Origin of the sequence: Bacteroides caecimuris (genome assembly GCF_001688725.2) — a bacterium.
GTDB lineage: Bacteria > Bacteroidota > Bacteroidia > Bacteroidales > Bacteroidaceae > Bacteroides > Bacteroides caecimuris.
In genome coordinates, this window is record NZ_CP015401.2 from 1,482,095 (window position 1) to 1,502,184 (window position 20,090).

A 20,090-nucleotide genomic window follows, 5' to 3' on the forward strand; every position below is an offset into this window, starting at 1 on the left:
CCGACTTCGGAGGGAAAGCCCGCCCCCTGCAAGGGCAAGTGCTTTTCGTGGCTGCTCAAAATATTTTGAGCGGCTGAAAAGACATCTTGCTATGTTCAGGTGAACATAAAAATCCGTCAGGGGACGGATTGGGAAAATACCTTTCAGGACTCCGGGCCGCGCGTCATCGGCGAACCCTGCTGTCCGGGTGCAAAGTTACGCCCTTAAAGCGGTATCGGACAGATGCTTGACCCGGTCAATGACTGCCAACCGGCGCAACGTGCCGCCACTTGCCGGAGAAGTGATACAGGTTCCAAAATATACTTGTTTATTTGCAGCATGATTCAAGAAACGAACGATTTGAAGATATGATAAACGGAACATTCAAATACCCGGAAATCCGCTTCTTCGGATACTTGCCGAAACGGATACCCGAACCGTCGGAAACCCGGTTCTCCGACAATTCGGTGACGTATGGATTCAATGACTTCATGACGCAATGTCGTCAATCACCATTTGTCCGACGCACCGCTTCACCACAGAACCGGATACGCGACGACCCGCCTGCGTGTGTAGTCACGGAAGCGGATGGTGCGACAGCCAAATCCGTATGGAAACAGAAAAACAAATCATCAACAATTAAAATAAATGGAACTATGAGTAAGGAAATCTTCGTTGCATTCGCAACACAGAAAGGTGGCATCGGCAAATCCACTGTCACGGCACTTGCCGCCAGCTACCTGCACAACGTGAAAGGCTACAATGTCGCCGTCGTGGACTGCGACGACCCGCAGCACAGCATCCACGGGCTGCGCGAACACGAAATGGGGCTTATCGACAGCAGCACCTACTTCAAGGCTCTCGCTTGCGACCATTTCCGCCGGATCAAAAAGAACGCCTACACCATCGTCAAAAGCAATGCGGTGAACGCCCTCGACGATGCCGAGAGGATGATTGCCACTGAGGACGTGAAACCCGACGTGGTGTTCTTCGACATGCCCGGCACACTCCGAAGCAACGGCGTGATAAAGACGCTCTCGCAGATGGACTACATTTTCACTCCGCTGAGTGCCGACCGCTTTGTCGTGGAGAGTACCCTGAAATTCGTCACGATGTTCCGCGACAGGCTGATGACTACCGGACAGGCGAAAACAAAGGGGCTGCATCTGTTCTGGACGATGGTGGACGGCAGGGAGAGGAACGACTTGTACGGCATCTACGAGGAAGTGATAGCCGAAATGGGCTTTTCGGTACTTTCCACCCGCTTGCCCGACAGCAAGAAGTTCCGCCGTGACCTTTCGGAAGAGCGCAAGAGCGTTTTCCGCTCCACCATCTTCCCGATGGACACGGCACTGCTGAAAGGGAGTGGCATCCGGGAGTTTTCCGAAGAGATAAGCGACATCATCAGACCGCAGTGAGCATGGGCAGCAGGAAAGTGAACACGGAAGGCATCGACGAGGAACTGCTGTTAGCCTCCATCGGGCGGCGCACACAGGACGGGACACTGCGCCCCGCACAGGAAGTACCCGCAGCTGCACCGACCGAAGAGGACACCGCCGCACCGGAACCATCTCCTGTGCAACCCGTAACACGGGAAAAAGCGCAGAGGGAAAGTGGACGCCGGAAAAGGCAGGACGAGGACTACAACGAGCTATTCCTGCGCCGCAACGAGATAAAGACCCGCCAATGTGTCTATATCAGCCGTGACGTCCACGGCAAGATCCTCAGAATCGTGAACGACATCGCCGGAGGGGAAATCTCAGTAGGCGGATATGTGGATACCGTGCTGCGCCAGCATCTGGAACAGCACAAGGAGAGAATCAACGAACTGTACAAGAAACAACGTGAAGATCTGATTTGAAAATGGAAAAAGAAATGACACCGAATGAAAAAAGACCACAGCAAGACTGCGGAGGTATGTTTACCCAAGTGCAGGCGAGTGTGGAAATACTGTCGCCTGTCCCGGTAAGCGGCAAATGCAGTGAGAAGGACTATGAACGCCTGTTCATCCGCGACCCGGAAGTAAAGGCACGTGAGGGGAAGATGGCGTATGTGCGCCCGGAGTACCACGAGCGTATCATGCGTATCACCCGTGTAATCGGGCATGACCGGCTTACGCTGTCCGCTTACATCGACCATGTGCTGACGCACCACTTCAACCAGTGCGAAGATGCGATAAAGAGCCTTTATGCCCGAAATTACAATTCAGTATTCTAACCAAAAACGGAAGGATATGAATTACACAATCAGCATGACAGACATTCTGCTGGCGGTATCGGTCGGCTGCAACCTCTGGTTCCTGTTCCTGCTCCTTTACGAGCGCATCATGGACACGCGGATTGTCCGCTTCTTCAAGGGCATTGTCGGATTATGGCGGTCACTGGACGGGAATGAGGCTAAACGCATAGCGGCACACGAGGAAGTCCCTGCGGAAAAGGCGGACATCATCGGCAAGAGCCGTTTCAGGATGGCATCCACCCGGACAACCGCTGCCATACCGACGCAAGAAGCCGCCACTATTGAAAAAGGCATTGAGCTGTCGGAGGAAGAGGCTACTTTTGACGACGGAAAAACGGGAAACGCATCCCGCCCGGCACAAGTCCCGGAGGAAAAACTCGATGAGACCTTCACGAGCATACCGCCGGAGGAACTGGGATACGGGGACGACGAACCGGAAGAGGACGCCTCGGACACGCCACGGGCTTCGGGCAGCAGCTTTGACGAGATTGACGACGCCTGCAAGACCGCCAAAAACCCGGACGCGACACAGGCGGAACGTGAAAAGGCGGCTAAGGTGTTCACCGACATGGAGGGCACGGAGTTGTACGAGAAAATGATGGAAGGCTCTTCGGAGATAGGCATCCGCATCAAGGGGCTTATCGAGATTCGGCTGAAGAAATCTGAAAAGGAGTTCGTCGTGCCGGACAACATCGAGGAGTTCGACATTCGCAACTATGTATGACAACAATAAAAGAAATGAACATGAAAGAATGACATCAACCCACGCGGCGAGGAAACGCAAGGCGCATCCCCATCCGCAACGGACACGCCCACGTCCGTGGAAACAAACGGGCATCCACTAAAACCAAAGTAAAGAAACAAAGTATCAACCGCCCGACAAAGGACCATCCACCCTTTTGACGGCAAAAAACAAGAACAGTTTATGAACAAGAACATCTTGAAAAACAGAAAAGCAATCCTCTCCGCGGCACTTGTCATCGCCGCAACCGCCTCCGCTTTCGCGCAGGGAAACGGCATCGCGGGCATCAACGAAGCCACCTCTATGGTGAGTTCTTATTTCGACCCCGGAACTAAACTGATATACGCCATCGGTGCAGTCGTCGGGCTTATCGGGGGCGTAAAAGTGTACGGCAAGTTTTCATCGGGCGACCCCGACACCAGCAAGACAGCCGCCTCGTGGTTCGGCGCGTGCATCTTCCTGATTGTTGCCGCCACCATCCTGCGCTCATTCTTCCTTTAATAAATAATGTATGGCTGAATACCCAATCAACAAGGGTATCGGCCGTCCGGTAGAGTTCAAGGGCTTGAAGGCACAGTACCTCTTCATCTTCTGCGGAGGTCTGCTGGCTCTCTTCGTCCTGTTCGTCATCCTCTACATGGTCGGTATCGACCAGTGGATATGTATCGGCTTCGGCGCGGCATCGTCCTCCCTCCTTGTATGGCAGACCTTCGCGCTGAACGCCCGGTACGGTGAACACGGGCTGATGAAATTAGGAGCGGCACGGAGCCATCCCCGATACCTTATCAACCGGCGGCGGATAACCCGTCTGTTCAAACGACAACGAAAGGAAGAAAGACAATGAGGAATACATCGAAAATGACAACACTGGAAAACAGGTTCCCACTTTTAGCGGTGGAGCATGGCTGCATCATCTCAAAGGACGCCGACATCACGGTGGCTTTCGAGGTGGAACTACCGGAACTTTACACCGTGACGGGTGCGGAGTACGAGGCGATACACAGTTGCTGGTGCAAGGCTATCAAGGTGCTGCCGGACTACTCCGTCGTCCACAAACAGGACTGGTTCATCAAGGAACGCTACAAACCGGAGCTTCAGAAGGACGACATGAGCTTTTTAAGCCGCTCTTTCGAGCGTCACTTCAACGAGCGTCCGTACCTGAAACACACCTGCTACCTCTACCTGACCAAGACAACAAAGGAGCGTAACCGGATGCAGAGCAATTTCAGCACGCTGTGCCGGGGACATATCATCCCGAAGGAGCTGGACAGGGAAACCACGACCAAGTTCTTGGAAGCCTGCGAACAGTTCGAGCGCATCATGAACGACAGCGGGCTTGTCAGGCTGCGCCGCCTCTCCACCGATGAGATTGTGGGTACTGAGGGAAAGACGGGACTTATTGAACGCTACTTCTCGCTCATGCCGGAAGGTGACACCACCTTGCAGGACATCGAGCTTTCGGCAAGGGAGATGCGCATCGGCGACAACCGCCTGTGTCTGCACACCCTCTCCGACGCGGAAGACCTGCCGGGCAAGGTGGCTACCGACACCCGTTACGAGAAGCTCTCCACCGACCGGAGTGACTGCCGACTGTCATTCGCCTCCCCGGTGGGGCTTCTGCTCTCCTGCAACCATATCTACAACCAGTATGTGCTGATAGACAACAGTGAGGAAACCTTGCAGAAGTTCGAGAAGTCCGCCCGTAACATGCAGTCGCTATCTCGCTATTCAAGGAGCAACAGCATCAACCGCGAGTGGATAGACCAATACCTGAACGAAGCCCATTCCTACGGACTGACCTCGGTACGGGCACACTTCAACGTCATGGCGTGGAGCGACGATGCGGAGGAACTGAAGCATATCAAGAACGACGTGGGCAGCCAGTTGGCAAGCATGGAATGCGTGCCGCGCCACAACACCATCGACTGCCCGACACTCTACTGGGCGGCGATACCCGGCAATGCGGCGGACTTCCCGGCGGAAGAGAGTTTCCACACCTTCATCGAACAGGCGGTGTGCCTGTTCACAGAGGAAACCAACTACCGCAGCTCGCTCTCGCCCTTCGGCATCAAGATGGTGGACAGGCTCACGGGAAAACCGCTGCACCTTGACATCTCCGACCTGCCCATGAAGCGAGGTATCACGACCAACCGCAACAAGTTCGTGCTGGGTCCTTCGGGCAGCGGCAAGTCTTTCTTCATGAACCACCTCGTGCGCCAATATTATGAGCAAGGCGCACATGTGGTATTGGTGGACACGGGAAACTCCTATCAGGGCTTGTGCGGCATGATCCGACGCAAGACAGGCGGAGCGGACGGTGTGTATTTCACCTACACGGAAGATAAGCCCATCAGCTTCAACCCGTTCTACACCGACGATTACATCTTCGACGTGGAGAAGAAGGACAGCATCAAGACCCTGTTGCTGACGCTCTGGAAGTCGGAGGACGACAAGGTGACAAAGACGGAGAGCGGCGAGCTGGGCAGTGCCGTGAGTGCCTATATTGAGCGCATCCAATCCGACCGTAGCATCGTGCCGTCGTTCAACACCTTCTACGAGTATATGCGTGACGACTACCGCAAGGAACTGGCACAGCGTGACATCAAGGTGGAGAAGTCCGACTTCAACATCGACAACATGCTCACCACCATGCGGCAGTATTACCGGGGCGGGCGTTACGATTTCCTGCTCAACTCCACGGAGAACATCGACCTGCTCGGCAAGCGGTTCATCGTCTTCGAGATAGATTCGATTAAAGAAAACCGCGAACTGTTCCCCGTCGTGACCATCATCATCATGGAAGCCTTCATCAACAAGATGCGGCGGCTGAAAGGCGTGCGGAAACAGCTTATCGTGGAAGAGGCTTGGAAGGCCCTCTCATCGGCGAACATGGCTGAATATCTGCGCTATATGTATAAGACGGTCAGAAAATATTACGGCGAGGCAATCGTGGTGACGCAGGAGGTGGACGACATTATCAGTTCTCCGGTGGTCAAAGAGAGCATTATCAACAACTCGGATTGTAAAATCCTGCTTGACCAAAGGAAATATATGAACAAGTTCGACCAGATACAGGCGTTGCTCGGACTGACGGAAAAGGAGAAGTCGCAGATACTCTCCATCAACATGGCGAACAACCCTTCACGGCTCTACAAGGAGGTGTGGATAGGCTTGGGCGGCACGCAGTCGGCGGTCTATGCCACGGAGGTCAGCGCGGAAGAGTATCTGGCGTACACCACCGAGGAAACGGAAAAAGTGGAGGTTTACCGTCTGGCGGAGAAGCTGGGCGACGACATCGAAGCCGCCATCCGGCAGCTTGCCGAAAGGCGGAGAAACAAGGAATAACTAAAAAACAGAATGTATCAACCAAAAAAGAAAAACGCGTATGAATTTACCAAAAGTGAAAATGCTGCAAGTCAGCAAGTGCCTTATCGGATTGGCGGTCATGATGCTGCAATCCTGCGACGTGGCCGACAACCGCCGCGACATGCTGTGCGGGAACTGGGAGAGCGTGGAGGGAAAACCTGACGTGCTTATCTACAAGGAGGGCGAAGCCTACAAAGTGACGGTGTTCCGTCGTAGCGGTCTGCGCCGCAAGCTCAAGCCGGAAACCTATCTCTTGCAGGAGGAGAACGGCAACCTGTTCATGAACACCGGCTTCCGCATCGACGTGTCCTACAACGAGGCCACGGATGTGCTGACTTTCTCGCCAAACGGGGACTATGTGCGGGTGAAGCCGCAGCCGGGACATCCGACCGAAGAATAACAACCACTAAAATCCAAAGTAACATGAGAACAAGAATAACAATGATTATCTGCCTGTGCCTGCTTTTCGCGGGCAGGGCAAGCGCACAGTGGGTCGTAAGCGATCCGGGCAATCTAGCGCAGGGCATCATCAATGCCTCCAAAAACATCATCCATACCTCCAAGACCGCCACGAACATGGTGAGCAACTTTCAGGAGACGGTGAAAATCTATCAGCAGGGCAAGAAGTATTACGATGCCCTCAAATCGGTGAACAATCTGGTCAAGGACGCCCGCAAGGTGCAGCAGACCATCCTGATGGTGGGCGACATCACAGACATCTATGTGAACAGTTTCCAACGGATGCTCCGTGACGGGAATTTCAGACCCGAAGAGCTTTCCGCAATCGCTTTCGGCTACACGAAACTGCTGGAGGAAAGCAACGAAGTGTTGACGGAACTCAGGAACGTGGTGAACATCACCACGCTCTCCATGACCGACAAGGAGCGCATGGACGTGGTGGAACGCTGCCACTCGAAGATGAAGCGTTACCGCAACCTCGTGAGCTACTACACGAACAAGAACATCTCCGTGAGTTACCTGCGTGCGAAAAAGAAGAACGACCTCGACCGCATCATGGGGCTGTACGGGAACATGAACGAAAGATACTGGTAGCCTATGAAGTTCGACAACCTTCATCAGATTTTACGTTCACTTTATGAGCAGATGATGCCGCTGTGTGGGGACATGGCTGGTGTGGCGAAAGGCATCGCCGGGCTGGGTGCGCTGTTCTACGTCGCCTACCGGGTATGGCAGTCGCTGGCGAGAGCTGAACCGATAGACGTATTCCCGATGCTCCGTCCTTTTGCCATCGGTCTGTGCATCATGTTCTTCCCGACTGTGGTGCTGGGCACGATAAACAGCATCCTCTCACCCGTCGTACAGGGCACGGCAAAGATGCTGGAGGCGGAAACGCTGGACATGAACCGATACCGGGAGCAGAAGGACAAACTGGAATACGAGGCGATGGTACGCAACCCCGAAACCGCCTACCTCGTGTCCAACGAGGAATTTGACAAGCAACTGGAGGAACTCGGCTGGTCGCCCTCCGACATGGTGACGATGGCGGGAATGTATATCGACCGGGGAATGTACAACATGAAGAAGAGCATCCGCGACTTCTTCCGCGAGATACTCGAACTGCTGTTCCAAGCCGCCGCCCTCGTGATAGACACCGTCCGCACCTTCTTTCTCGTGGTGCTGGCGATTCTCGGTCCGATAGCCTTCGCCCTGTCGGTATGGGACGGTTTCCAAAACACGCTCACGCAGTGGATATGCCGCTATATACAGGTCTATCTGTGGCTACCGGTATCGGACATGTTCAGCACCATACTGGCGAAGATACAGGTTCTGATGCTGCAAAACGACATCGAGCGGATGCAGGCAGACCCGAACTTCTCGCTGGATTCGAGCGACGGGGTGTATATCGTATTCCTCTGCATCGGCATCATCGGCTACTTTACCATTCCCACCGTTGCGGGCTGGATTATCCAAGCCGGAGGCATGGGCGGTTACGGTCGCAACGTGAACCAGATGGCGGGACGAGCCGGAAGCATGGCGGGCAGCGTGGCGGGTGCAGCCGCAGGAAACGCAGTCGGACGTGTCGGCAAATTGCTGAAATAATCAATGTGCAATCATAAATTGGAAAATATAAATGGAATTCAAATCACTTAGAAACATCGAATCGTCGTTCAGGCAGATACGCCTGTTCGGTATCGTCTTCCTCTCGCTGTGCGCCGTGGTGACGGTGTGGAGCGTGTGGAACTCCTACCGTTTCGCAGAGAAGCAACGGGAGAAAATCTATGTGCTGGACAACGGCAAGAGCCTGATGCTCGCCTTGTCTCAGGATTTGTCGCAGAACCGCCCGGCGGAGGCACGGGAACATGTGCGCCGTTTCCACGAGATGTTCTTCACGCTATCACCTGAAAAAAGCGCGATTGAACACAACGTGAAACGTGCCTTGCTGCTGGCGGACAAGAGCGTGTACCACTATTATTCGGACTTCGCGGAGAAGGGGTACTACAACCGCATCATCGCCGGGAACATCAACCAAGTGCTGAAGGTGGACAGCGTGGTGTGCGACTTCAACGCCTATCCCTACCGTGCCGTGACCTACGCCACACAGAAAATCATCCGGCAGAGCAACGTCACCGAGCGCAGCCTCGTGACCACCTGCCGCCTGCTGAACGCATCGCGGTCGGATGACAACCCGAACGGTTTTACCATCGAGGGTTTCACCATCATTGAGAACAAGGATTTACAGACTATCAAACGGTAACAGGACATGAAAAGTATCAGAAAATCAATGTGGGGCATGTATTGGAAACTCCACGACAAACGGAAACGCTTGGCGGCAAGTCTCAAAGGGTATCTGGACGGCTTGCCGCCGGAAACACGCCGCCGCATCGTGCTGGGGATGTTCGCCGCCTTCGCGGTGCTTGCCCTTTACACCTTCGGCAGAGCCGTCTATGACATCGGCAGGAACGACGGCTCACATATGGAAACGGGACACGCCGGACGGGTGGAACTGCCGACCCCGGCGGAAACAGGCAATCACTTAACACCTTATTTATATGGAACAGACAAAGAATGAACCGACGAAAGAGAACAAAGCTGCTCCCGAAACGGGGAAACCGAAAAAGGAGCGCGAACCGCTGACAGAGGCGCAACGGCTGAAACGGCAGAAGATGATCGTGCTGCCCGCTATGGTGTTGGTGTTCATCGGGGCGATGTGGCTGATATTCGCCCCGTCCTCCGGCAAGGAGCAACCGCCGGGAACGGACGGATACAACACCGAGATGCCCGACGCTGACAAGGCGAACCGGCAGATTATCGGCGACAAGCTGAAAGCCTACGAGCATGGGGAGATGGAAGAGCGTCAGGAGAGCCGCAACCGTGCCATCGGGCAGCTGGGCGACATGTTCGACCGCGAGATAGCGGGAACGGAGAACGGAGTGGACTTCGACCTCGCCAATCCGGGCGGCAAGGAAGAAAGGGCAAAGCCAGCCACGCCGCAGACCATCCAGTCCTCCGCAGCCGCCTACCGTGACCTGAACGCCACGCTCGGAAACTTCTACGACCAGCCGAAAAACGACAATGCGGAGATGGACGAATTGTTGGAGCGCATCGCATCGCTGGAGTCGGAACTGGAAAGCGAGAGGGGCAAGGCTTCCTCTATGGACGAGCAGGTGGCTCTTATGGAGAAGTCCTACGAGCTGGCGGCAAAGTACATGGGCGGTCAGAACGGAGGACAGCCATCGGCGGAACAGAGGGCAGAGCCAACTACCGTGCAGAAAGGGAAGAAGAACAAGGCAATGCCTATCAGACAGGTGGAGCATCAAGTAGTTTCTTCACTCTCACAGCCTATGAGTAACGCGGAGTTTGTCGCCGCCTTATCGCAGGAACGCAACCGGGGTTTCAACACGGCTGTCGGCACGGCGGAGGTATTGGACAGGAACACCATACCGGCGTGCGTGCATGGGGCGCAGAGCGTGACGGACGGGCAGACGGTAAGGCTGCGCCTGCTGGAGCCTATGGCGGTGGCAGGCAGGACAATACCCCGGGGTGCGGTGGTGGTCGGCACGGGCAAGATACAGGGTGAGCGGCTCGACATCGAGATTACCTCGCTGGAATACGACGGCACGATTATCCCCGTGGAGCTTGCGGTCTATGACACGGACGGACAGCCCGGCATCTTCATCCCGAACTCGATGGAGATGAACGCCGTCCGGGAGGTCGCCGCCAACATGGGCGGCTCGCTGGGAAGCAGCATCAACATCTCCACCAATGCCGGGGCGCAGCTCGCCTCCGACTTGGGCAAGGGGCTGATACAAGGCACGAGCCAGTACATCGCCAAAAAGATGCGAACCGTCAAGGTGCATCTGAAAGCCGGGTACAGGGTCATGCTTTACCAAGAAAAATATTGAAAACAATAAAAATTACCACTAAAATCCAAAAGTAATGAGAAAAGTAATCATCATGTTTGCCCTCGCTATGGGCATCATAACTGCCAACGCGCAGGAGAATGTAACCGTTGAAACGACCAACGGAAGTGAACAACCGACCTTGACGAAGGAGGTCTATCCGCAGAAGGAGGCGGACGGCGACCTATATCACGGGCTGTCACGCAAGCTGACCTTCGACCGCATGATACCGCCGCACGGTCTGGAAGTGACCTACGACAAGACCGTCCACGTCATTTTTCCGGCGGAGGTGCGCTATGTCGATTTAGGCTCGCCCGACCTGATTGCCGGGAAAGCCGACGGAGCGGAGAACATCATCCGTGTGAAGGCTACCGTAAGGAATTTTCCCAACGAAACGAATATGTCCGTCATCACGGAGGACGGCAGTTTCTACACCTTCAGTGCGCCCATAATAGGGGCTTGATAATAATCACACTGGCAAGTGATTAGGTTAGTATTCCAATTAAGAAACCTATCCCAAACCGACTTATCCGAATGGGAAACCAAACGGGGAGTGAAGCATGTCGGTAACGCGATAAGTCAGTTAATAGCTAAACTGCGACTGAATTGCTATTGGGAAAAGACAGACATAAGGATGAAGCCTGATTGGTTGAACAATAGTCCTATGACTTATGTAGAGGTGGCAACGGAAAGCAGTTACATACGTTGCCTCGCAGTACCCACGCTTATTGAACGGAGTGATGGGCAAGGAATTTACTGCGACATATCCGACAGAAAACGGAAAAGGATGTACGTTGCATCCGATAGTCTGTCAAGCCAAGTTATCAAGTCCACTAAATGGGGATTGCCTACACGGAGATGCCGAAAGGCTATGAGCGCAGGCTCTGAAAACTCCGCATGGCAACGGAGTTCCCGTAGTAGTCTGAGCGTGGGAAAGCCACGTACATGGCGAAGGGGAACAGCTTGGTAATCTTAATATAGTCAAATGATAACGTGTGAGACGTATGAGAAATCCAGAGACCATATTAAACAGTTTATCTGCACATAGTAAAGATGTGCATTACAAGTATGAAAGGTTGTACCGCATCCTATTCAATGAACAGATGTTTTATGTAGCCTATCAGCGGATATATGCAAAACCCGGTAACATGACACCTGGCTCAGACGATAAAACCATTGACGGAATGAGTATTGAAAGAATAGGACATCTGATAGCTACGCTAAAGGATGAAAGCTACATGCCAACACCAGCCCGAAGAGTCTATATTCCCAAAAAGAATGGGAAGAAAAGACCATTAGGCATACCATCAATCGAAGATAAGATGGTACAAGAGGTCGTCAGACTTATTCTTGAAGCTATTTACGAAGGACATTTCGAGGATACTTCGCATGGATTCAGACCAAGAAGAAGCTGTCAGACAGCCTTGCGTTCCATCCGAAATCTCTTCACTGGTGCAAACTGGTTCATTGAAGGAGACATCAAAGGGTTCTTCGACAACATCGACCACCATATTTTGATTGACACTCTTCGTGAGCGTATATCAGACGAAAGATTTATTCGACTGATATGGAAATTCCTTAAGGCTGGTTATATTGAAGATTTTACATTTCACAACACGTATTCGGGAACACCACAAGGAGGAATTATAAGCCCCATTCTGGCTAATGTTTACCTTGATAAGTTCGATAAGTACATGCGTGAGTATGCTGAATCCTTCGATAAAGGCAAGAAAAGGCGGGAAAACCCACTCCACGCAAAATATAGTCGAAAGGCTATAAGGTTACGCAAGGCTATCAGAAACGCCACAGATGAGGACATCAAAAGAGAATTGCTTTCCCAACTGAAAGTTGCGGAAGCAATGACTCGCAATACATCAGCGTCAATGGCTATGGATAGCAATTACAAGAGACTCAAATATATCAGATATGCCGATGATTTTCTAATCGGTGTAATTGGTAGCAAGGACGATTGTGTAAAGATGAAAAAGGATTTTACAACCTTCATGAGAGACAAGCTAAAACTTGAACTATCTGAAGAAAAGACTCTTATCACAAATGCACAGGACTCAGCAAAGTTTCTTGGGTATGAAATCTCTATCAGAAAATCCGAAGCCATGAAGCGAAATAAGCTGGGTTGGTTGAAGAGACCGTTTAGCGGACGCATAATGCTTACTCTGCCCATTGCCACCGTCCAAAAGAAATTATTGGAACTGAAGGCTATGGAACTTAGGGTAATCAATGGAAAGGAAATTTGGTATGCCATGCCACGCAATTACCTAACCAAGGAAGACCCTGCAACAATCTGCGCACGCTATACAACTGAAATTAGAGGTTTGTACCAATATTATAGAATTGCGGACAACATCTCTTATGCAGGAAGTAAATTCGGTTACATAATGCGATATAGTTTCTGCAAGACCTTAGCAAAGAAATTAAATTCATCTACTGCCAAGGTAATACGAAAGTACAGGAGAGACCATGATTTGGCAATTCCTTATCAAGAAAAGAAAGGGGAAACCAAGTTCCGAATATTCTATAACGATGGATTTGCGAGGCAAGAACCAAACAAAGACGCAACTTGCGATAATTTACCAAATACATTTGTACTTCCGTTTCCTACTCTCGCAGAGAGACTTATGGAACACAAATGTGAACTGTGTGGAGCAACCAATGTCAAGACCGTAATGTATCAGGTTCGTAAACTCAAAGGGATACCCCTCAACACTGAGTGGCACCGAATAATGATTAAGAAATGGCGCAAGACATTGGCGGTATGTGAACATTGTAATGCCAAAATTCATGAACATGACAAATAAACTGATATTACCAGTGGAGAGCCGTATGCAGGGAGACCTGCACGTACGGTTCGGGGGCAGGTTATGGGAAACCTACCACCGAAAGGTGGCAAGGCGTCCATTACCGAGCCTACACGTGAAGTACGCCGCCGAACCGCTGTTGCTCAACGTGGAGATGTGCGACTTCATCCATGACGGCAGCACGGTGAACCGCCCGAACAACGCGCAGGAAATCTATCTGAAAGAGCTGGGCAGCGAAAGCCCGATGCTGGTGCGCCTTATCATGAAGTCCATCCACAAACAGAACAAGCGCGAGGTGAAGCATATCGGCTGCAAGCGTTTCGGCATCCAATACCTGTTGAAAGGCATCTACACGCACAACGGCTTGCTTTATTTCCACACGGAGATAAAGAACCAGAGCAACGTGCCTTTCGATGTGGACTACATCACTTGGAAAATCGTGGACAAGAAGGTTGCGAAGCGTACTGCCGTGCAGGAGCAGATTATTCTGCCGCTCCGCGCGCAGAACTACGCCACCCTCGTGCCGGGCAAAAAGAGCGAGCGCACGGTCTTCATGATGGCGAAGTTCACCATCCCCGATGACAAGTGCCTCGTGGTGGAATTGAACGAGAAGAACGGCGGCCGTCACCAGTCCTTCGTGATTGAGAACGAGGATTTGGTACGCGCGGGTACCATCAACGAACTTCAAGTACGCTGACCATGAGAAAGTACATCGCAATAATCATCGCGTCGCTTGCCCTTTTTACAGGGCAGGCGCACGCCCAGCGGTGTCTGCCGAAGATGCAGGGCATCGAGGTGAGGGCGGACATGGCGGACGGCTTCAATCTCGGCGGCAAGGACGGCGGGTACAGCTTCGGGGCGGCTCTCTCCACCTACACGAAGAAGGGGAACAAGTGGGTGTTCGGTGGCGAATACCTGTTGAAGAACAATCCCTACAAGGACACCAAGATACCCGTGGCGCAGTTCACGGCGGAGGGCGGCTATTACTTCAAGATACTGTCGGACGCCCGAAAGATTGTTTTCGTCTATGCCGGGGCTTCGGCTCTCGCCGGATATGAGGCGGTAAATTGGGGGAAGAAGGTGCTGCATGACGGCTCCACGCTGCACGACCGGGACGCCTTCATCTACGGCGGTGCGCTGACGCTCGATGTGGAGTGTTACGTGGCAGACCGTATCGCCCTGCTTGCCAACCTGCGGGAGCGTTGCCTTTGGGGTGGCGACACACGGAAGTTCCACACGCAGTTCGGGGTCGGTATCAAGTTCATCATCAACTGACACGGGCATGGAAAGGACGGAAATAGATGCTGTCAGAAGGATGCCGCTTGCGGATTTTCTCGCACGGCTGGGGCATGAGCCTGTCAGAAGGAGCGGTAACGAGCTGTGGTATCTTGCCCCGTACAGGGGCGAGCGCACATCCTCTTTCCGTGTGAACGTGGCGAAACAGCTCTGGTACGACTTCGGTTTGGGCAAGGGCGGCGACATCTTCACGCTTGCCGGGGAGTTTCTGCAAAGCGATGACTTCATGAAGCAAGCGAAGTTCATAGCGGAAGCCGCCAATATGACGGTTGCCGGATGGGAAAAGCCCGTCTATCTCTCGAAGCCGACCGAATCCGTTTTTGAGGATGTGGAGGTCGCTCCGCTGCTCCGCTCACTGCTGACGGAGTATTTAGAGGAACGGGGCATCCCTTACGCCATCGCATCCCGTCACTGCTGCCGCTTGAACTACGGTGTGCGTGGGAAACGGTATTTTGCCGTTGGCTTTCCGAACATGGCAGGTGGCTATGAAGTCAGAAGCCGATATTTCAAGGGTTGCATACCTCCGAAGTCTGTATCACTGGTAAAGGCGAATGACATCCCGGCTGACGAGTGCCTCGTGTTCGAGGGCTTCATGGACTTTCTCTCTGCCGTGACGCTTGGTGTAACCGGTAACGCTGACTGTCTTGTGCTGAACTCAGTCGCCAACGTGGAGAAGGCGGCGGGATTGCTGGACGGATACGGGCGCATCGGCTGCTTCCTCGACCGTGACGAAGCCGGACGGCGGACGCTTGCCGCACTTACCATGCGATACGGGGAACGTGTCACCGACCGTTCCTCCCTCTATGACGGTTGCAAGGACTTGAACGAGTACCTGCAACTGACAACGAAAAAACAGAAAAACAACCATCTAAAAATCGAAGAACAATGAACATACTGAACAACAGAAACAAGAGAACATCAATATTCAAGGCAGTGGCGTTATGCCTGATAGCCGCCATGTCATTCACCCTCGTGTCATGTGACGATGACATGGACATCCAGCAGTCCTATCCCTTCACGGTGGAGGTCATGCCCGTGCCGAACAAGGTAGTAAAGGGGCAGACAGTGGAAATCCGCTGTGAACTGAAAAAGGAGGGCGACTTTTCGGGTACGCTCTATACCATCCGCTATTTCCAGTTCGAGGGGGAAGGCTCGCTCAAAATGGATAACGGCATCACCTTCCTGCCTAACGACCGCTACCTGCTGGAGAACGAAAAATTCCGCCTGTACTACACGGCGGCGGGTGATGAGGCGCATAATTTCATCGTGGTGGTGGAGGATAACTTTAGCAACTCCTACGAACTGGAATTTGACTTCAACAACAGGAATGTAAAGGACGACGATCTTACCATCGTTCCCATCGGCAACTTCAGCCCCTTGTTGAAATGATGCGTGTATTCATGACAATGCTCTGTTCACTTCTGACGGTCTGTTCTGTGTCCGCGCAGATCAGCCGCCAAGAGGGAACGGACGGGCAGGCGGCAATCTACCGACTGCCGCTTATGGAACGTGCTTTTTTATGCTGCCGCTACTTTGAAGGCTGGCACTCAGAAAAACACTACCCATACGTCGGTTGGGGTCACAAACTTTTGCCAAACGAGAAGTATTCGGCACGAACCATGACAAAACGGGATGCGGATGAACTTTTGCGGAAAGACCTGCGCAAATTTGTCGCCATGTTCCGTAAATTCGGGGTTGATTCGATTTTGCTTGGCACGTTAGCTTACAATGTGGGACCGGCGAAGCTGTTAGGCAGCAAAACAATCCCCAAAAGCACCTTAATCAAGAAGCTGGAAGCTGGTGACAGGAACATCTACCGTGAGTATATAGCCTTCTGCAACTACAAAGGAAAACGCCACGCCATGCTGCTCAAACGGAGAAAGGCGGAGTTTGCGCTGTTGTATATCCCATAAAAGGACTGACAAAACTGGCAAAAGACGTGCCATATTTAACTTGGCACGTCTTTTGCTCTATCACTTGATAGATTATCGTAGGATTTTCTCGTTAATTGACATCGTTGAGCCATTTTTGCCTATCGGTTTCCAAATAACACTTCAAGTTGTAAGTGTTGTGAGAGCAATACAAAACATAGTTATTAACCATAAAAAGTATAGCGAAATTATGAAGAAAGTATTTAGGAAAATTCAGAAAGGAACAACAAAAATGATTGAACGTATCAAATCGTTGGGGGAAATGGAGACGAAGCAGAAATGTGTAGTTCAACGGTTCGAGATTATCATTCCCCTCCACCAAAAAATAACGACCCAATATATAGCCTCCGCAAGTTTTACTTGCGGATTTTTTAGTTATCGCAGATTGGACAAAGGTTTCTTTGCTACTTTCTTTGTCCGCCATCATGCTCACTGAAAGAAAGTAGGGCGGCTCTCGCCGCCCCGCCACTCAAAAGCGTGTGTAAAGTCCCGTCACCATCGTGAACATTTCCTCCAGCATATCAAAATAGATACCCTCGTGTACGGCAATGTCCTTTGTCTTGCACTCAAAGGTCTTTTTGCTGAACGTCCTGCGGTAGAAGCGCATATTGTAGAGGTCTGCCCCTTCGTCATAGATGATGTCAAGGCGGTTGGCACTTGTTTTGTTCCTTGCAAGGCTCATCCGTAAGCCGTTGCCCATATCTATGAAATCACGGCTACCTGTCATGGCGGTGAAGCGTTTTCCGCCTATCTGCTGTAATATCGTCTTGGCTATCATATCTTTTGTTTTTAGGGTTTTAAGTATTGGCGGTGCGGACACCGCCATCCCGTTCAAAATTCTCGCATTTCGGAAATGGGGGTCTGCCGTTGTAGCCACTCTTTCACACATTCCATATTGTACTCGCTCGTGATGACTGCCGTATGGCTGTCGGTGGCGGTGAAACGTGTGCTTTCGTAATCATCTATCCACCCCTTGAGGGTGTCCGTTCCCCACGCTCCGGTATCGTCAAAGATACCGTCCAATGCCGTGATAGGTTCGCTGAACTTGACTATCAGCGTTTGATAGGTCGTGTTCATAGTCTGTCCTCCTTTCCCTTCTTTGCGTTCAGCCACTTGTCCCGTGCGGCTCGGCACTCGTCCAACGTGGGTTTGACACAAGAGAACAATTCTCTGTCTATGGGGTGGCGGTAGTCGTACTGCACAAGTGTCCGCCTGCGTCTTCCGATACCCGATTGGAAACGCTCGTATTTCTCCGTACCTGCTTCCGCGCAGGTGCTTACTCCGTTGATGGTCATTCGTGTTGTCATAATGTTGCTTTTTAGATGGTTAAAAATGTACTGACAGAACTCTGTTCTTCATCACCATTTCGGGGTTGCTTGTGTAGCGTTGGTGCAGGTAGAAATGGTGTGAGCCGAAGCCGTAAAGGAAAAACTTGTCAAGTTCGTGCTTCTCGGCAAACTCCTTTACGCTCTTTCTCAATTCCCCCTCACTCGTTGTGAGAGTGAGGAGGTTCACAAATTCAAGGAACATCGTGGGGATTGCATCATCCCACACACAAATCATACTTTCAATTCTTACTTCCATATCAATGTTGTTTTAGGGGTTATGCTATGCCGCTTTCATCCGCTCACGGATAAGGTTGGCGTTCTTGTTCACAAGGTCTATGATGCGCTCGTGATATTCGGTGTCCTGGTTGTGCTTGCCGTGGCACTGCACCACTTCGAGGGTTCGCAAGTCCACCTCTACGGTTTCAATAATCTCATCGCCAATCCTTGCCGATAGTATGAGGGTGTCGGCTTTCTTGTAGTATCCACTGCCAAACACGCAGATGCCCTGCGTCTTGCCCTCGTTGTAATACTCGTCTATGCTTTCAAGCACCTTGACGATTATTTCCTCGTCCGTGATTACCAAGCCGAAGAATTTGGATTTGTTGGCGATGAAATCCTCCGCATCTTTCTTTCGTTGGAGTTGTCGCTGTTGCTCACGCTCACGCCTTTCAATCTCCCAACGGCGTTGCTCTGCGGCTCTTTCCTTCTCGTGTATGGCTTCAATTTTTCGGGTTGCGTTGTCGTGTGCCGCCATGAAATCTTCGGGACAGATGTTCTTCGGGTTACGGAGGTCTTGACCGAGTTTTTTGAGCATACGCAGATAGTCGCACCACATTGAGAGGTTGTCTATCTGATACTTGTGACGCTTGGCAATCAGATATGATGCCCAACATTCATCGGCAGTACGGGTATTGAAAAGAAAGTGTTTCATGACCTCAATCTCACCGCCTTTCATAAGGGTTTCAATTCTTGGGTCTGAAAGCAAGGCTTTGAAAAGACGCACGGGGGAGATGCCGTGGAAATCGCCCTTGAAGCCGTTACGTCTGAGTTGGGGCAATATCCTCATCTTTGGATATGCACAGCTTCTTGCCACCACATCATCGTATAGGCTGTTGTGCGGTCTTACCTCCATATCGCTGCCTAATGCCCACACATCGCAATAGCAGAAAAGGAAGCCACGGAGCAACGCCATGTCCGTAACCTTGCCGTCGGGTGAAATCCAACGCTGCACGACCTCGTGGCAGTAGAAACGCATCGGTTCGCCTTTCCTGCTCTCGCATCTGACCTGCGCCACGCGGATTACCTGATACCCTTTGCAGGTGGTTATCACGCTGAAATTCTGCGTTTCCTTGTAGATGCGTCTGCGTGTGTCCTGCACTTTGAGTTCGGCATGGCATTTGGGGCAGGTGCAGCCTTCAAGGGTGTCGCATAGTCCGCTGTCGCTGTGCCACTCGTGACCGCAGTCGGAACAGGTGATGTTCCCTTTCTTGGTGCGGTAGCCGATATGCTCAACGCAGTGGCGGTATGCCCAATCTATTTGTGTCGCTGATATGGGGCGAAGGTTGGCGGAAAGTCTTGCCACCTCTTTCTGTATCTTGGTCTTCGGTTTCATAAGCCTAAATCAAATAATGAGGGTTGGGGTTGGTTTTCTTTTCTCGCTGACGGTCTGTGGCGGTTCTGCAACTTGCGGAGTTCCTCCTCTTGGTATTTGCGGACAGCGTTCTGACGTGCCTCCGCCTTTTCCTCTGCCGTGAGTTTCACAACGTGGTTCACAACCACTTGGCAGTCCATCGGTTTGCCCACCTCTATCTCGTTTTCCTCATAGTAGTGGATGGCTTGCCCGAATATCTCTCCGTCCGTGAAACCGTTGCAACCGCTTTTCTGCACATAGTTCAGAATGTGGGTCACGCACTCGTCCATGTTCTTGGCAGGGTTGCGGTACTTCTTTGCAAATAGCGCATCTTCCTCCGCACGCTGTTCCAAGTACATATATATCGTTCTCTTGAAATGGTCTGTTCCTTTCATATCGCTGT

General features: G+C 52.0%; 26 protein-coding genes and 2 pseudogenes. 22 read left to right on the forward strand and 6 right to left on the reverse strand.

Going from position 1 to position 20,090, the window contains the following annotated elements; genetic code table 11:
* Positions 1–347: 347 nt before the first annotated feature.
* The 22 genes and pseudogenes from A4V03_RS06240 (at position 348) to A4V03_RS21525 (ending at position 17,165) form a co-directional block, all read left to right on the forward strand.
* The gene (locus tag A4V03_RS06240; RefSeq protein WP_084081124.1) at positions 348–1,397 is read left to right on the forward strand and encodes a ParA family protein; all 1,050 of its coding nucleotides are present in this window, start codon (positions 348–350) and stop codon (positions 1,395–1,397) included.
* Between the two features lie 2 nt (positions 1,398–1,399).
* Positions 1,400–1,840 (forward strand): DUF3408 domain-containing protein, encoded by a 441-nt coding sequence (locus A4V03_RS06245; protein WP_004291503.1) that lies wholly within the window; start codon positions 1,400–1,402, stop codon positions 1,838–1,840.
* A gap of 2 nt (positions 1,841–1,842) precedes the next feature.
* Complete coding sequence (locus tag A4V03_RS06250; protein WP_004291505.1) at positions 1,843–2,196, forward strand: DUF3408 domain-containing protein; 354 nt, start codon at positions 1,843–1,845, stop codon at positions 2,194–2,196.
* Positions 2,197–2,212: 16 nt separating this feature from the next.
* A complete protein-coding gene (locus A4V03_RS06255; protein ID WP_004304280.1) occupies positions 2,213–2,941 on the forward strand; it encodes a hypothetical protein in 729 nt (242 codons plus the stop codon).
* Between the two features lie 201 nt (positions 2,942–3,142).
* Positions 3,143–3,460 carry a DUF4134 domain-containing protein gene (locus A4V03_RS06260; protein WP_002560983.1) on the forward strand — a complete coding sequence of 106 codons (318 nt, stop codon included), beginning with the start codon at positions 3,143–3,145 and terminating at the stop codon, positions 3,458–3,460.
* A 10-nt stretch (positions 3,461–3,470) separates the two neighbouring features.
* Positions 3,471–3,803 carry a DUF4133 domain-containing protein gene (locus A4V03_RS06265; RefSeq protein WP_004291514.1) on the forward strand — a complete coding sequence of 111 codons (333 nt, stop codon included), beginning with the start codon at positions 3,471–3,473 and terminating at the stop codon, positions 3,801–3,803.
* Positions 3,800–6,304, forward strand: coding sequence for a TraG family conjugative transposon ATPase (locus A4V03_RS06270; RefSeq protein ID WP_004291515.1), 2,505 nt, complete (start codon positions 3,800–3,802; stop codon positions 6,302–6,304). The genes A4V03_RS06265 and A4V03_RS06270 overlap by 4 nt, the downstream gene beginning before the upstream one ends.
* Positions 6,305–6,344: 40 nt before the next feature.
* Positions 6,345–6,725 carry a DUF3876 domain-containing protein gene (locus tag A4V03_RS06275; RefSeq protein WP_004291516.1) on the forward strand — a complete coding sequence of 127 codons (381 nt, stop codon included), beginning with the start codon at positions 6,345–6,347 and terminating at the stop codon, positions 6,723–6,725.
* A gap of 23 nt (positions 6,726–6,748) precedes the next feature.
* Positions 6,749–7,378 (forward strand): DUF4141 domain-containing protein, encoded by a 630-nt coding sequence (locus A4V03_RS06280; protein WP_004304283.1) that lies wholly within the window; start codon positions 6,749–6,751, stop codon positions 7,376–7,378.
* A gap of 3 nt (positions 7,379–7,381) precedes the next feature.
* Positions 7,382–8,386: a conjugative transposon protein TraJ gene (traJ, locus tag A4V03_RS06285; protein WP_004291518.1), complete on the forward strand. Its 1,005-nt coding sequence runs from the start codon at positions 7,382–7,384 to the stop codon at positions 8,384–8,386.
* Between the two features lie 31 nt (positions 8,387–8,417).
* Complete coding sequence (gene traK / locus A4V03_RS06290; protein WP_004291519.1) at positions 8,418–9,041, forward strand: conjugative transposon protein TraK; 624 nt, start codon at positions 8,418–8,420, stop codon at positions 9,039–9,041.
* 27 nt (positions 9,042–9,068) lie between these two features.
* Positions 9,069–9,356, forward strand: coding sequence for a TraL conjugative transposon family protein (locus tag A4V03_RS06295; RefSeq protein ID WP_018697145.1), 288 nt, complete (start codon positions 9,069–9,071; stop codon positions 9,354–9,356).
* A complete protein-coding gene (traM, locus tag A4V03_RS06300; protein ID WP_004291521.1) occupies positions 9,337–10,689 on the forward strand; it encodes a conjugative transposon protein TraM in 1,353 nt (450 codons plus the stop codon). Before A4V03_RS06295 ends, traM begins: the two co-directional genes overlap by 20 nt.
* Positions 10,690–10,723: 34 nt before the next feature.
* Positions 10,724–11,128: pseudogene (locus A4V03_RS06305) on the forward strand (DUF4138 domain-containing protein); the annotation flags it as partial.
* A 39-nt stretch (positions 11,129–11,167) separates the two neighbouring features.
* On the forward strand, positions 11,168–11,656 hold the full coding sequence (locus A4V03_RS06310; protein ID WP_016270895.1) for a hypothetical protein: 489 nt from the start codon (positions 11,168–11,170) through the stop codon (positions 11,654–11,656).
* Positions 11,657–11,690: 34 nt separating this feature from the next.
* Positions 11,691–13,502: a reverse transcriptase/maturase family protein gene (locus A4V03_RS06315; RefSeq protein WP_016270896.1), complete on the forward strand. Its 1,812-nt coding sequence runs from the start codon at positions 11,691–11,693 to the stop codon at positions 13,500–13,502.
* A 106-nt stretch (positions 13,503–13,608) separates the two neighbouring features.
* Positions 13,609–14,199, forward strand: a pseudogene (gene traN / locus A4V03_RS06320) (conjugative transposon protein TraN); the annotation flags it as partial.
* Positions 14,200–14,201: 2 nt separating this feature from the next.
* Positions 14,202–14,777 carry a conjugal transfer protein TraO gene (locus A4V03_RS06325; RefSeq protein WP_004291523.1) on the forward strand — a complete coding sequence of 192 codons (576 nt, stop codon included), beginning with the start codon at positions 14,202–14,204 and terminating at the stop codon, positions 14,775–14,777.
* Between the two features lie 7 nt (positions 14,778–14,784).
* On the forward strand, positions 14,785–15,687 hold the full coding sequence (locus A4V03_RS06330; protein WP_004291524.1) for a toprim domain-containing protein: 903 nt from the start codon (positions 14,785–14,787) through the stop codon (positions 15,685–15,687).
* Complete coding sequence (locus A4V03_RS06335; RefSeq protein WP_004291525.1) at positions 15,684–16,187, forward strand: DUF3872 domain-containing protein; 504 nt, start codon at positions 15,684–15,686, stop codon at positions 16,185–16,187. The genes A4V03_RS06330 and A4V03_RS06335 overlap by 4 nt, the downstream gene beginning before the upstream one ends.
* Positions 16,184–16,711 (forward strand): glycoside hydrolase family protein, encoded by a 528-nt coding sequence (locus tag A4V03_RS06340; protein ID WP_004291526.1) that lies wholly within the window; start codon positions 16,184–16,186, stop codon positions 16,709–16,711. Before A4V03_RS06335 ends, A4V03_RS06340 begins: the two co-directional genes overlap by 4 nt.
* 64 nt (positions 16,712–16,775) lie before the next feature.
* Entirely contained in the window at positions 16,776–17,165 is a 390-nt protein-coding gene (locus tag A4V03_RS21525) for a hypothetical protein (protein ID WP_004291527.1), read from the forward strand.
* Between the two features lie 33 nt (positions 17,166–17,198).
* Here the strand turns inward: A4V03_RS21525 and A4V03_RS06350 are convergent, their stop codons facing one another.
* Genes A4V03_RS06350 through A4V03_RS06375 form a run of 6 tightly spaced genes read right to left on the reverse strand, consistent with a single transcriptional unit; the run spans position 17,199 to position 20,082 of the window.
* On the reverse strand, positions 17,199–17,507 hold the full coding sequence (locus A4V03_RS06350; protein WP_004304290.1) for a hypothetical protein: 309 nt from the start codon (positions 17,505–17,507) through the stop codon (positions 17,199–17,201).
* A 53-nt stretch (positions 17,508–17,560) separates the two neighbouring features.
* Positions 17,561–17,806, reverse strand: coding sequence for a DUF6956 domain-containing protein (locus A4V03_RS06355; RefSeq protein ID WP_004291529.1), 246 nt, complete (start codon positions 17,804–17,806; stop codon positions 17,561–17,563).
* A complete protein-coding gene (locus A4V03_RS06360) occupies positions 17,803–18,036 on the reverse strand; it encodes a DUF3873 domain-containing protein (RefSeq protein WP_004304291.1) in 234 nt (77 codons plus the stop codon). The genes A4V03_RS06355 and A4V03_RS06360 overlap by 4 nt, the downstream gene beginning before the upstream one ends.
* Before the next feature lie 19 nt (positions 18,037–18,055).
* Positions 18,056–18,313, reverse strand: coding sequence for a hypothetical protein (locus A4V03_RS06365; protein WP_004291531.1), 258 nt, complete (start codon positions 18,311–18,313; stop codon positions 18,056–18,058).
* Between the two features lie 24 nt (positions 18,314–18,337).
* On the reverse strand, positions 18,338–19,669 hold the full coding sequence (locus A4V03_RS06370) for a PcfJ domain-containing protein (protein ID WP_004291532.1): 1,332 nt from the start codon (positions 19,667–19,669) through the stop codon (positions 18,338–18,340).
* Positions 19,666–20,082: a PcfK-like family protein gene (locus tag A4V03_RS06375; RefSeq protein ID WP_004291533.1), complete on the reverse strand. Its 417-nt coding sequence runs from the start codon at positions 20,080–20,082 to the stop codon at positions 19,666–19,668. Before A4V03_RS06375 ends, A4V03_RS06370 begins: the two co-directional genes overlap by 4 nt.
* Positions 20,083–20,090 lie beyond the last annotated feature (8 nt).